Genomic DNA, 13,287 nt, shown 5'->3' with positions numbered 1-13,287 from the left:
AAGGGACTAGACCATGCATTTCACCATTCAACGCGAAGCCCTGTTGAAACCCCTGCAACTGGTCGCCGGTGTCGTCGAGCGCCGCCAGACCTTGCCGGTGCTGTCCAACGTATTGCTGGTTGTACAGGGCCAGCAATTGTCGTTGACCGGTACCGACCTGGAGGTCGAACTGGTAGGGCGCGTGCAACTCGAAGAGCCAGCCGAGCCTGGCGAAATCACCGTCCCGGCGCGTAAGCTGATGGACATCTGCAAGAGCCTGCCTAGCGATGTGCTTATCGACATCAAGGTGGACGAGCAGAAACTGCTGGTCAAAGCTGGCCGTAGCCGCTTTACCCTGTCGACGCTGCCAGCCAATGATTTCCCCACTGTGGAAGAAGGCCCAGGTTCGCTGACCTGCAACCTGGAACAGAGCAAGCTGCGCCGTCTGATCGAGCGCACCAGCTTCGCCATGGCCCAGCAGGATGTGCGCTACTACCTGAACGGTATGTTGCTTGAAGTCTCGCGCAACACGCTGCGGGCTGTTTCCACCGATGGTCACCGCCTGGCCCTTTGCGCCATGAGTGCACCTATCGAGCAGGACGATCGCCACCAGGTGATCGTGCCACGCAAAGGTATTCTGGAACTGGCCCGCCTGCTGACCGACCCTGAGGGCATGGTCAGCATCGTTTTGGGTCAGCATCACATCCGCGCCACTACCGGTGAGTTCACATTCACCTCCAAGTTGGTGGACGGCAAATTCCCAGACTACGAGCGCGTGCTGCCTAAGGGCGGTGACAAGTTGGTAGTGGGCGACCGTCAAGCCCTGCGCGAGGCCTTTAGCCGTACCGCGATTTTGTCCAACGAAAAGTACCGTGGCATCCGTCTGCAGTTGGCTGCCGGGCAGCTGAAAATTCAGGCCAACAACCCTGAGCAGGAAGAAGCTGAGGAAGAGATCAGCGTGGACTATGAAGGCAGCTCCTTGGAGATCGGCTTCAACGTCAGCTACCTGCTGGATGTGCTGGGGGTTATGACCACTGAACAGGTTCGCCTGATCTTGTCGGACTCCAACAGCAGCGCGCTGCTGCAGGAGGCAGGCAACGACGACTCTTCGTATGTTGTCATGCCGATGCGTTTGTAACCCGTAGCAGGCGACATGTCCCTTCGACGTATCATGGTCACCGCGGTGCGCAATTTGCACCCGGTGACACTCTCCCCCTCCCCCCGCATCAATATCCTGTATGGCGACAATGGCAGCGGCAAGACCAGTGTGCTGGAAGCCGTGCATCTGCTTGGGCTCGCTCGGTCGTTCCGCAGCACCCGCTTGAACCCGGTCATCCAGTATGAGCAGGCCGCCTGTACCGTGTTCGGTGAGGTGGAGCTTGCTGAAGGTGGGGCTTGCAACCTTGGGGTATCCCGTGAGCGGCAAGGGGACTTCACCATACGCATAGATGGGCAGAACGCGAGGAGTGCCGCTCAACTCGCGGAGCTGTTGCCCCTTCAGCTGATAAACCCCGACAGTTTCCGTTTACTGGAAGGTGCTCCAAAAATCCGTAGACAGTTTCTGGATTGGGGAGTGTTCCACGTGGAACCTAGGTTCATGCCTGCGTGGCAGCGTCTGCAGAAGGCGCTACGGCAGCGGAACTCATGGTTGCGGCATGGTACACTTGACACTGCTTCGCAAGCCGCCTGGGACCGGGAATTATGCCTGGCCAGCGCGGAGATAGATGAATACCGTCGCAACTATATCAAGGCCTTGAAGCCCGTCTTCGAGCACACCCTGAGCGAGCTGGTTGAGTTGGACGGGTTGACCCTTAGCTACTATCGAGGCTGGGACAAGGACCGGGAACTCCAAGAAGTGCTCGCCTCCTCTCTCCTTCGCGATCAGCAGATGGGCCATACCCAGGCCGGCCCACAACGTGCTGATCTGCGTCTTCGCCTGGCTGCCAATAACGCAGCCGATATCCTGTCGCGTGGTCAGCAAAAGCTGGTGGTATGCGCTTTGCGCATTGCCCAAGGTCACCTGGTCAGCCAGGCGCGGCGGGGTAACTGCATCTATCTCGTGGATGACTTGCCATCCGAACTGGACGACCAGCATCGCCGCGCGTTGTGCCGCTTGCTTGAAGAATTACGCTGCCAGGTATTCATCACCTGTGTAGATCAAGAATTACTGAGGGAAGGCTGGCAGACGGAAACGCCAGTTGCTTTGTTCCACGTGGAACAAGGCCGTATCACCCAGACCCACGACCATCGGGAGTGAAGGCATGAGCGAAAATCAAACGTACGACTCCTCCAGCATCAAGGTGCTGAAAGGTTTGGATGCCGTGCGCAAGCGCCCCGGCATGTACATTGGCGACACCGATGATGGTAGCGGCCTGCACCACATGGTCTTCGAGGTGGTCGACAACTCGATCGACGAAGCCCTCGCAGGTCACTGCGACGACATCACCGTCATCATCCATCCGGACGAGTCCATCAGTGTCCGCGACAACGGTCGCGGTATTCCGGTTGATGTACACAAAGAGGAAGGCGTGTCCGCTGCTGAGGTCATCATGACCGTGCTGCACGCTGGCGGTAAGTTCGATGACAACTCCTACAAGGTATCCGGCGGTCTGCACGGTGTAGGGGTATCGGTAGTGAATGCGCTTTCCGAGAAATTGGTGCTGACCGTTCGCCGTAGCGGGAAAATCTGGGAACAGACCTACGTGCACGGCGTACCCCAAGCGCCAATGGAAATCGTCGGTGACAGCGAAACCACCGGTACGCATATCCACTTCAAGCCGTCTGCCGACACGTTCAAGAATATCCACTTCAGCTGGGACATCCTGGCCAAACGTATCCGTGAGTTGTCGTTCCTCAACTCGGGCGTTGGTATCCTGCTGAAAGATGAGCGCAGCGGTAAGGAAGAGTTCTTCAAGTACGAAGGCGGCCTTCGTGCATTTGTTGAATATCTGAACACCAACAAAACCCCCGTGAACAGCCAGGTATTCCACTTCAGCGTGCAGCGCGAGGATGGTGTGGGTGTTGAAGTCGCCCTGCAGTGGAACGACAGCTTCAACGAAAACCTGCTGTGCTTCACCAACAACATTCCGCAGCGCGACGGTGGCACACATCTGGTTGGCTTCCGTTCTTCCCTCACCCGTAGCCTGAACAGCTACATCGAGCAGGAAGGCCTGGCCAAGAAGAACAAGGTTTCTACTACTGGCGACGACGCCCGTGAAGGCCTGACCGCAATCATTTCGGTGAAGGTTCCGGACCCCAAGTTCAGCTCGCAGACCAAAGACAAGTTGGTTTCTTCGGAGGTGAAAACCGCCGTGGAGCAGGAGATGAACAAGTACTTCTCCGACTTCCTGCTGGAAAACCCCAACGAGGCCAAGGCCGTCGTCGGCAAGATGATCGACGCCGCGCGTGCCCGTGAAGCTGCCCGTAAAGCGCGCGAGATGACCCGCCGCAAAGGTGCGCTGGACATTGCCGGCTTGCCGGGCAAACTGGCTGACTGCCAGGAGAAGGACCCTGCCCTCTCCGAACTGTACCTGGTGGAGGGTGACTCTGCAGGTGGCTCGGCCAAGCAAGGCCGTAACCGTCGTACTCAGGCCATTCTGCCGCTGAAGGGCAAGATCCTGAACGTCGAGAAGGCGCGTTTCGACAAGATGATCTCGTCCCAGGAAGTGGGTACGCTGATCACCGCGCTGGGCTGTGGTATCGGCCGCGATGAGTACAACATCGAGAAGCTGCGTTACCACAACATCATCATCATGACCGATGCTGACGTCGACGGTTCGCACATCCGTACCCTGCTGCTGACCTTCTTCTTCCGCCAATTGCCAGAGTTGGTAGAGCGTGGCTACATCTACATCGCTCAACCACCGCTGTACAAGGTGAAGCGTGGCAAGCAAGAGCAGTACATCAAGGACGACGAGGCCATGGAAGAATACATGACCCAGTCTGCCCTTGAAGACGCCAGCCTGCACCTGGACGAATCCGCGCCTGCGGTATCGGGTGTGCAGCTTGAGGCACTGGTCAATGAGTTCCGCAGTGTCATGAAGACGCTCAAGCGCCTGTCGCGCCTGTACCCGGAAGAGCTGACCGAGCACTTCATCTACCTGCCGGAAGTTACCCTGGAACAGCTGGGTGATCACGCCGTCATGCAGGCTTGGCTGGCCCAGTTCCAGGCGCGTATGGATAACACGCAGAAGTCTGGCCTTGCCTACAAAGCTAGCCTGCGCGAAGACAAGGAGCGCAATGTGTGGCTGCCGGAAGTGGAAATCATCTCCCACGGCCTGGCCAGCTATATCACCTTCAACCGCGACTTCTTCGGTAGCAATGACTACCGCACGGTGGTCAACGTGGGTAGCAAGTTGTCCAGCTTGCTGGGTGAAGGCGCCTACGTGCAGCGTGGCGAACGCCGCAAAGCCATCGTCGAGTTCAAGGAAGGCCTGGACTGGCTGATGAACGAGACCACCAAGCGTCATACCATCCAGCGATACAAAGGGCTGGGTGAAATGAATCCGGACCAGCTGTGGGAAACCACAATGGACCCAACGGTGCGCCGTATGCTGAAGGTCACCATCGAAGATGCCATTGCGGCTGACCAGATCTTCAACACCCTGATGGGTGATGCGGTCGAGCCACGCCGTGACTTCATCGAGAGCAACGCGCTTTCGGTTTCCAACCTGGACTTCTGATCGGGTGTAGATTCACAGAATAGTTGCACGTTTTCACAAATAGTTGACCGGCCGGGCCCAAACCTTGGTCTCCGCTGGTCACCATCAAGCCCGCTTTAGCGGGCTTTTTTTGATTCAAATTCCTGCGTCCACCCTCCTCCAACGGCTCGTCTGGGTCCGGTCGCGTGCCTATGGATTTGGAAAGGAAGATCAGGCCGAAGGGCTCGGCGAATCGATCTAGATGGAAGTAGCAATCCAGCAAGTTTGTATAAGTTCGCAGCAACAGATAAAACAGATTATTTAAATCTACTTGTATTGATTCAATACAGATAACAGGAAACTGTAAGAAACTTCAAAATGGCCATTTGGATTAAATGTAGATTTCAATGGAGTGTTGGAATAAGATCTATGACCGGATTTTTTGGCTTCCCGATTGGATGTCTGCGCCAATCAGACATTTGAAGCTAAAACCTAAGATCAAATCGAAATTGCTGGTGCAGTGACAAGCATCTTGCTTAGAAAGAAATAGATCAAGCCGTTCTCTGGAAATTCCGATCAGTCATGAAATCCAGGCCCTTCCAGCAGAAAAAGGGGCTCAAATGTAGAAAAACGCGACCAAAACCGAGAGGTTCTGACCGCGCTTAGCGAAACGGACTTGCGACGTGAGAAACCGCAATGTCTGCTTTTTCGAAGCCCCTGTCAATCCTCTCCCATCTTTTCGAACTTAGCGAGGCCACTCGACGGCATAGTGTTGCCTGTCGAAAGGCCTCCCTTAACCTGCCCTGCGTCTCTGATTTTTGGCGCAGCGGCGCTCGTTTCGAGATTTTTGGAGGTGTTTCATGACGGTGAGAAAGGTAGTCACACGTCGGTCTAACGATCGTGTCCCGAGAAGTGGTGTAACTGAACCAACCGAAGGCGCCCTGTGGGCGAAAGAGAGTGGTCATCGTGGTTCTTGGCTAACGTTGAGTTTGCGAAGACCTAACACTCACCAGGGAAACCACGATGACCAAGCCCACTATCGCACTGACCGAGTTGGTTGAGAAAGGGGCAGACGCTGATCTGCTTAAGCAAATGATCCAGTTCGTTGCCCAACGCATGATGGAATTCGATGTCGAAAGCCTGTGCGGCGCCGGCTTCGACGTTAAAAGCCCTGACCGGATCAACAGCCGCAACGGCTACCGGGATCGCCTCTGGCAAACCCGCGCTGGCGATGTCGATCTAAAGATCCCGAAACTGCGTCAGGGCAGCTATTTCCCCGGCTTTCTTGAGCCTCGTCGTACTGCCGAGCAGGCCATGGCGGCGGTGATCCAGGAAGCCTATATCCAGGGCGTTTCAACGCGTTCGGTGGACGAGCTGGTCAAGGCCATGGGCATGACCGGCATTTCCAAGAGCCAGGTGTCACGGCTGGCTGGCGAGATCGATGAACGCGTCCACGCCTTCCTTGATCGCCCTTTGGAAGGCGACTGGCCTTACCTGTGGATCGACGCCACGTACGTCAAGGTGCGGGAGGCCGGGCGCATCGTCTCGGTCGCCGTAATAATTGCCGTGGCCGTGAACACTGATGGTGGCCGCGAAGTCTTGGGCATGCGGGTTGGGCCGTCGGAGGCCGAGCCGTTCTGGACGGACTTCCTGCGAAGCCTTATGCGGCGGGGCCTGCGTGGCGTGAAGTTGGTCATCTCCGATGCCCACGAGGGTTTGAAGGCTGCGGTTTCCAAGGTCTTCAACGCGACCTGGCAGCGCTGCCGCGTGCATTTCATGCGCAACGCCATGGCCCATGTCGGCAAGGGCCAGCGCACCATGGTAGCGGCACTTCTGCGCACGGTTTTCGCCCAGGATAGCCGCGCTGAATGCCACCAACAGTGGCTCTTGGTTGCAGACCAACTGCGCGAAAAGTACCCCAAGATCGCAACACTCATGGACGGGTGCGAGGACGAGGTGCTGGCGCACATGGCGTTTCCCAAAGCGCATCGACAGCAACTGCACAGCACCAATCCACTGGAGCGGCTCAACGCAGAGATCAAGCGCCGCACCGACGTCGTGGGCATCTTCGCCAACGATCCTGCGATCACAAGGCTGGTAGGGGCGATGCTGCTGGAGCAGAACGACGAGTGGTGCCTGCAACGGCGATATATGCAGTTGGAGGCCTTTGAATCCGTCAGCGATAATCCACAGGCCAAGCTGTCGGCCGTGATCAACTAAACGGCAAACTCAGTGGCCAGAGCCATGATGAGTTACACCACTTCCTGGGACACGATCACAATACGTATGGTCTCGAAGCAAGAAATTGGTTGACTACCTTCTGTGGTGGACCACTCACGGCAGTGACCCAGATGCCGCATGGGCGCCTGTCCACGCCTAATAGCTAAGGCAATGAGAAGGATGCCAATGGACCTATTTAGATAATCCTCAAGTCCCAGTTTGGGACTTGAGCATCGTTTTTTCTGAAAAATGGTCAGTATTTAATGCAGCTAGTAAAGATGGCTAATACTGGATCTTTTCTATTAAGGAAGCGCATGCTTCACTATGTTTGTTGAGCCAAACTTGGAATGCGCACTGAAGTATCAGGAATTCATGAACCCCCGACCTTTTGGATAGTTCAACAAAGTAGTCATGATGATTAGTGCCGTTAACAGATTCTAGGTTGTCTTGGACTTTTCTCCTTAAGCGCTCAGGGAAGGCCTCAAGAAACTCTGCTAGCGATGAGCTTACAGCCTCAATTAAATCTTCTTCGGGCGCTTTTTTTCCAGGGAGAACTAATGAATATTTTTTTTCATCGGCATTAAATGTAATTCCTTTTTCAGTGATGTCGGCATCATAAATTAGGAATATTTTACTATCGCCTTTGTCGATAATGCGGCTATATATTTCGGAAAGATCAGATTCCCCATTTTTGCAAGAAAAGACGATTGTGTCATGCTTCCATGCAGGAAGGAAATTATCAAGAATAGACTCTAAAACAAATTTAGCCTTAGCATCTTCAACGAGCAAGATTTTTTTTTGCTCGTGCGTTATGCCGATATTGTTGAGAATAGATTTGTTCGCTCGTTCAATACTCAGCTTTCCTCCGCCTTTACTCACTGTGAATGAGTGGTCATATCCAATCGCATCTAGTATATAAGGAGAGTGGGTGGCAGTAATGACTTGAATGTTGTTTTTTTTCGAGCTGGCGGAAAACTCGATGAAAACATGTGAAAGTCTAGTTTGGGCAAGAGGACTGAGAAAAGTTTCAGGCTCGTCAATTAGAAATACGTTGAGATCTTCAGCGGTTGCCATAATCCAAACGATAAGTATCGCGTAGATTTCTCCGTGAGAGAGATTGAGAGTGTCCCAGGTTCCATCGTTTTTCTCAGCTAAAATGTACTGAAAGGTTGCTTCCTCGTTTGCATGCTGACCCTCTGTGTTCTCTAGAGTCAAGATAGATATTTTTTTAAAATTCGAGTGGATTATATAATTGACGCTGTCAATCAGGCCTTGTGTAAATTCGAAGGGCTCAAACGCCTGGATCAGATCATCAAAGCTTCCTTGTGACTTAAGTTGGATTGTTTTTCTTATGCTTTGCGAGACCAATTCAGCCGGACTAATATAAATCGATTTTGGGTCAAGTTTGTGTATTTCGAATCCGTCTAATGTAGAGATTGATTCAGTAGTCTCTATTGACTTCAAAAGCCTAGTTTTTCCAGAGCCATTCAGCCCGCAAAAGGCATTTATCAAGTGAAACTTTAGCTCTCTTCCATCAGATGTACATAAAGCGTGCGTCGCGCCTTCATTGGGGTTCGCAAAGACTAATTTTCTTCGCATGTCACCTAGTGATGCCAATTTCATGCGATAGTACCCCAGTGATTATTTATTAAGATATCGTATGCTTCGTCCGTTTGGAGTTCGTTTAGCTTGAAGCTCAACTCGCTAATAGTTTCATGAACGTCCTTGGTTATGGCGCTTGATAGAATTTGTGCGTTGAAAGCTGTGTAATATAAGAAGAATCTTCGAATAATTAAAGATTTTGAATCGTTGACGCTGGTGCTTAAGCGATAGGTATATTCTTTTAGGAGCCACGCATCCAAAACTGACGAAGTACTTAGTATTTGCTCTCTTAATGAAAGTGCGCTTTTGTATTTATTTAGGAGTGCTTCTACCTCAATGTGAGTGAAGCTGTTCGAGTGTTCAGATATAAATTCAATTATTGAAAATAAAGAAGGTTTGCTTAGTTTCAGCTTCCCTGTTCTGTGGATTGCATTTATTAGTAGCTCCAGTGACGTGGCAATTCTTGATTCGATGTCATGGCTAAATGAAATATGTGACCGGTACCGATCAGTAATTTCCGCATCAGTCATTTTGCGAGATAATGACTTTGTCTCTAGCGCTAACATTACTCGAACAATCACGTCGTGATAGGAAAGGCGAGTATTGGAAAAGCCAATAGTGTCTCGGCTATAATTTAGATCTTCCATTAGTAAAACAAGTTTCTTAACCTGTTCTCTAACTTTTCCGTAAAAAGTGTTCCTTCTTTCGGCTGAAGTTAGTTTTACGCTTTGATTTAGCCGGAAAAATAATTCAAATGGTTCCGACTCATTGTAGTCGGTTATATCAAACATTCTTATCGAGTAGTTTTGAAACCTTTTTTTAATTTGTTCGGGAAGATCTTTGTAGTAGAGGTTGTGTAAGCTCTCAATCTCGGTGCTAATTGGTTGTATAAGTCCATCAACTTTATATTTGTTGTTGTAGAAGTCCATGACTGACGTTAGTCGTTGATGGCCGTCTAATACTGCTTTGTCTAAGCCGTTTTCACTAGATACCACAAATACAGGGGGCATTTGCCAGTTTCTTAAAATTGTATCAATGAGCATCTGTTTTTTTGCGGTGTTCCAAACTTCGCCTCTTTGGAAGTCTGGCTCTAAATCAATCTCATTTTCTTCTACTTGAGAAATTATGGTCCTAATTATTGGATCTTTTGACTCTAGCTTCATTTTAGTAGTAAACCTTTATCTCACAATGATGAGGATGGCATTGTGCCTTGACTTTGTCGTCGAATGCTAGGCCCGTTCGATATCGATCTGAAATCAATGTTGACGTTAATGAGTACTGAGGGTATGTACAGTGCGAGTTCATCGCAGGCTGGGGGATGATTTAGCGGTACGAAAATTCTGATGCAGCTTGGGAGCTTGTTGACCTCTTGGAACGGCCTTCGCGCAGTGGTTGAACGTGACTAGGTGACCGCTTGACGCTCAATATGCTGTAGATACTTTGATCACAGGCTCAGTCTTGCTTTTTCGTCGCCTCTTCGGAGCATCTTAGGACAGACGCGCTGGAGAACGAGGAGCGGACATCTTGGGTGAAATGGAGATCACGGAGCGCTTGATGATCACTGGCGGCGAGCATAAGGATGATGCTCGGCCCACGCAGGCTAGTCGCTTGGCATTCAACACTAAGTCATCGCAAAGCCGGGCAAGGAGTTCCTATAAAACAGACGTTGCTCACTCACCTTCGGTATCGCGGGGTCATCTCGACAGCAGGAAATAGTTCTATGAGTATGCAATGCTGCGTGATAAAGAAAGTGACTACAACTGGGACCGAACAGGCGAGCCGGTTGTGGAGGTCATTGGCGAGATCTTGGAATGTGATGAAGAGATCGCCAAGGATGTGCAAAGCATCCTGAGCGAAAAGCACGATCGGTACAGTCCAAGAGATGGCTACGATGGTGAGTGTGAGTTTTCTTCCGAATCCCTCTATGAGTTAAAAAGTAAGCGATCCATAAACCCCACCCGTTACTCGAAGGATGGGGAAATCAGGTATTCGAGTCGGGCACCTGCCCCGCTTGAGTCTTTAACCCGAACCACTGGTCAGCTAGCTGTCGGCCTCGCTCCAGCCCCTCCGCCGTCAACCAGATGGATTTGTTTCTATTAACTGGATCACTGATGAAACCCCGTTCATGCAGTCGATTCATGATCTCGAAGTCAAATCCTTTCCACGCGTTACCTTTGTCGGAACTATAGGCTGCTAACAAGGCAAGCACTGCGTCTTCAATCAGTTTTTCGTCGTATTCCATGGTCGTTACCCCGCTCTTGTCCTTCAAGCGCTTCGTAGGCCCCATCTGACCCACGATGGGGGAGCACTTAACTATGTACTTTAGGCGTGCAATTCCACGGCAGCAGCGCTTCGTAGTCTTCCACGGAGGACGCCTGCGGCAGGCGTTCCAGTGCGTGGCGCAGCCACGCATAGGGCTCTTGGCCGTTGGCTTTGGCCGTCTCGACCAGGCTGTAAAGTTGCGCACTGGCCGTCGCCCCTCTGGGCGTGTCACTGAACAACCAGTTCTTTCTGCCGATGACAAACGGGCGGATCGCACGCTCGGCTGCGTTGTTGTCGATCGGTAAGCAGCCATGCTCGATGTAGCGTTCCAACTTGCTCCAGTTGCTGGCCAAGTAGCCGATGGCCTTGCCCAAGGCATTCTGCGTCGTGACCTGAAGTTGCGTTTTCTCTACCCAGCTTTTCAGCTGAGCCAGCAATGGCAGGCTGCGCTCCATGCGGGCAGCCTTACGACCTTCATCGCTGCCGTCCTTAAGGTCGCGCTCGATGCCATACAGCTTGTTGATCAAATTCAGGGCGATGTCTGCGCGCCCGGTTTTACCCTTGGGCTGCACTTTCTGCGCTTCGACGAACTTGCGGCGTGCGTGCGCCCAGCAACCCAACCGCTCCACGCCGTCCTGTGCAGCCAGCGCGTTGTAACCGGCGTAGTCGTCGGTCATGACATAGCCGCGATAGCCATCCAGCAGGCGCGTCGGCACCTCCTGCGCTCGGCTGGAGGCGTAGTCGAAAAGGATCACTGGCCGATCAGGTGGGCCGCCGGTTTGTACCCACATCCAGGATTGGCTACTGGGCTCACGACCAGGCTCTTTCAACACCTGCACACGTGTTTCATCACAGTGGATGATCCAACTGCTCAACAGGCTTTCGCGCATCAGATTCAGCAGCGGTTGGAAGTGCTCGCTGCATTGAATCACCCAGCGTGCCAGGGTTTGGCGCGGGATATCGATACCGTGGCGCCCCAACACTTTTTCGAAGCGATGAAGCGGTAAGCCGTCGACATATTTGGTGGTGAGCAGCATGGCCAGCACACTTGGGCTAGCCATGCTCTTCTCGATCACCTGGGCAGGCTTTTCCGCCGTTACGGGCGCTGACTCGCAGTCGCGGCAGCCATACACCTTGCGAACATGTTTGATGACGCGAATCTGCATCGGGACGATTTCAAGCTGTTCGCTGACCTCTTCACCAATGGCATGTTTGCGGCAGCCACAAGCGCACGTCAGCTCATGCTCGGGCAGTTCGTGGACAACCTCGATACGCGGCAAATCAGCCGGCAGTGGTTTGCGTTTACCACGGCGCTTGGTCGGTGCAACGACTTCTTCGTCGCCGGCCTCATCCAAGGGTTCTGCCAGGCTTTCCGCTTCGTCGAAGAGCGGCAACTGTGGCGTCGCCGCATCGCCTGTCTGCTCGGTCTTGCGCCCGAACAGGCGCTGGCGCAACAGCGTAACTTCCTCTTCGAGATGAACGATCTTGCCCTTGTCCGATGCGCGCTCGCTGATCATCTGCTCGAGCAATTGCTTGAGCAGAACAGGATCGTCAGGGAGGGTTTCGGGCATGGAAATCATGCCACGGATTATACCGAATCAGGCAACGAAGCGAGGGGTCAAAACCTGATGCGGACGGTTACGCCAGAGATCGAAACCGTCGAGCAGCCAGTTCAGTTCCTGGACGGTCAGGACAATGACTTCGTCAGTGACATCGGGCGAGGTATTGAAACGTTCGGACTCCAAGCGTTTGAGCCAGAGGCAGAAGCCGTTGCGTTCCCAGTACAAGATCTTCACGCGGTTGCGCGGCTTGTTGAGGAAGACGAAAAGCACCGGGTCGAACACCACCACTTTGATATCGAGCTCGACCAGCGCGGCCAGGCCATCGATGGACTTTCGGAAGTCGACGGGCTTGGGATAGAGGTAAACTTTTTCGACTTTGGCGTCGGGTCGCATGATGGTGAGCGAGCTCCACACAGAAATCGGGAGCACAGCATCGGGGATCAGGTAAGCGCTTTGTCGTGGTCAACTCATTCCGGACACAGTTTTGAGTTTTTCTTCCGCTTTTGCCGGAGCCAGCCCATCGTTGAACTGGTGGGGCCGTGTCCAGTTGTAATGGCTCATCAGGTACTGGCTGATGTCTCGTTGAGCTTGCTGCCCAGTCAGGTACCCCGTGGTCGGTATCCACTCTGATTTCAAGCTACGAAATACTCGCTCCATCGGCGCGTTATCCCAGCAGTTGCCTCGGCGGCTCATGCTCTGGCGCATGCGGTAGCGCCACAGTCTCTGGCGGAACTGACGGCTGCCATATTGCGACCCCTGGTCGGAGTGGAACAGCAGCCCTTGAGGTTTGCCGCGTTGTTCGTAAGCCACGTCCAGCGCTTTGACCACGAGGTCTGCGTCCGGCTTGTCTGATAGGGCCCAGCCCACTACTCGGCGTGCGTAGAGATCCAAGACAACTGCCAGATAGTGCCATTTGCCCTGCGCCCAAACGTAAGTGATGTCGCCACACCAGACCGGATTTGGCGCTTCGACATCAAACGCACGGTTCAAAATATTCGGAATATCTGGCCGCTCTACCGTCG

Annotated in this window: 10 protein-coding genes; 4 read left to right on the top strand and 6 right to left on the bottom strand. The window is 53.0% G+C overall.

The features are described 5' to 3' along the window. Nucleotides 1–13 precede the first annotated feature (13 nt). From dnaN to PPA02S_RS02065, 4 genes are all read left to right on the top strand, one after another. Nucleotides 14–1,117 carry a DNA polymerase III subunit beta gene (dnaN, locus tag PPA02S_RS02080; protein WP_028632793.1) on the top strand — a complete coding sequence of 368 codons (1,104 nt, stop codon included), beginning with the start codon at nucleotides 14–16 and terminating at the stop codon, nucleotides 1,115–1,117. Nucleotides 1,118–1,132: 15 nt separating this feature from the next. Next, complete coding sequence (recF, locus tag PPA02S_RS02075) at nucleotides 1,133–2,236, top strand: DNA replication/repair protein RecF (RefSeq protein ID WP_028632792.1); 1,104 nt, start codon at nucleotides 1,133–1,135, stop codon at nucleotides 2,234–2,236. A 4-nt stretch (nucleotides 2,237–2,240) separates the two neighbouring features. Then, nucleotides 2,241–4,661, top strand: coding sequence for a DNA topoisomerase (ATP-hydrolyzing) subunit B (gene gyrB / locus PPA02S_RS02070; protein WP_028632791.1), 2,421 nt, complete (start codon nucleotides 2,241–2,243; stop codon nucleotides 4,659–4,661). A gap of 981 nt (nucleotides 4,662–5,642) precedes the next feature. Further along, the gene (locus PPA02S_RS02065; protein ID WP_042141193.1) at nucleotides 5,643–6,839 is read left to right on the top strand and encodes an IS256 family transposase; all 1,197 of its coding nucleotides are present in this window, start codon (nucleotides 5,643–5,645) and stop codon (nucleotides 6,837–6,839) included. A gap of 282 nt (nucleotides 6,840–7,121) precedes the next feature. Here PPA02S_RS02065 and PPA02S_RS02060 read toward each other — a convergent pair whose 3' ends face one another. From PPA02S_RS02060 to PPA02S_RS02040, 6 genes are all read right to left on the bottom strand, one after another. Next, the gene (locus PPA02S_RS02060) at nucleotides 7,122–8,462 is read right to left on the bottom strand and encodes an ATP-dependent nuclease (RefSeq protein WP_080667854.1); all 1,341 of its coding nucleotides are present in this window, start codon (nucleotides 8,460–8,462) and stop codon (nucleotides 7,122–7,124) included. Next, nucleotides 8,459–9,604: a DUF262 domain-containing protein gene (locus PPA02S_RS22435; protein WP_080667855.1), complete on the bottom strand. Its 1,146-nt coding sequence runs from the start codon at nucleotides 9,602–9,604 to the stop codon at nucleotides 8,459–8,461. The genes PPA02S_RS02060 and PPA02S_RS22435 overlap by 4 nt, the downstream gene beginning before the upstream one ends. Before the next feature lie 818 nt (nucleotides 9,605–10,422). Next, nucleotides 10,423–10,683 (bottom strand): DUF6429 family protein, encoded by a 261-nt coding sequence (locus tag PPA02S_RS02055; RefSeq protein ID WP_028633722.1) that lies wholly within the window; start codon nucleotides 10,681–10,683, stop codon nucleotides 10,423–10,425. 67 nt (nucleotides 10,684–10,750) lie between these two features. Further along, a complete protein-coding gene (gene tnpC, locus PPA02S_RS02050; protein WP_042141191.1) occupies nucleotides 10,751–12,283 on the bottom strand; it encodes an IS66 family transposase in 1,533 nt (510 codons plus the stop codon). Nucleotides 12,284–12,301: 18 nt separating this feature from the next. Further along, entirely contained in the window at nucleotides 12,302–12,658 is a 357-nt protein-coding gene (gene tnpB, locus PPA02S_RS02045) for an IS66 family insertion sequence element accessory protein TnpB (RefSeq protein WP_080716350.1), read from the bottom strand. 69 nt (nucleotides 12,659–12,727) lie between these two features. Further along, nucleotides 12,728–13,287, bottom strand: a 560-nt coding sequence (locus tag PPA02S_RS02040) for an IS3 family transposase (protein ID WP_042141188.1), incomplete at its 5' end; no start/stop codon positions are given.

This window comes from Pseudomonas parafulva NBRC 16636 = DSM 17004, from assembly GCF_000730645.1.
GTDB classification, from domain to species: domain Bacteria; phylum Pseudomonadota; class Gammaproteobacteria; order Pseudomonadales; family Pseudomonadaceae; genus Aquipseudomonas; species Aquipseudomonas parafulva.
Note: the sequence above shows the minus strand (reverse complement) of the source record. Positions and strands in the feature narration are given on the sequence as shown.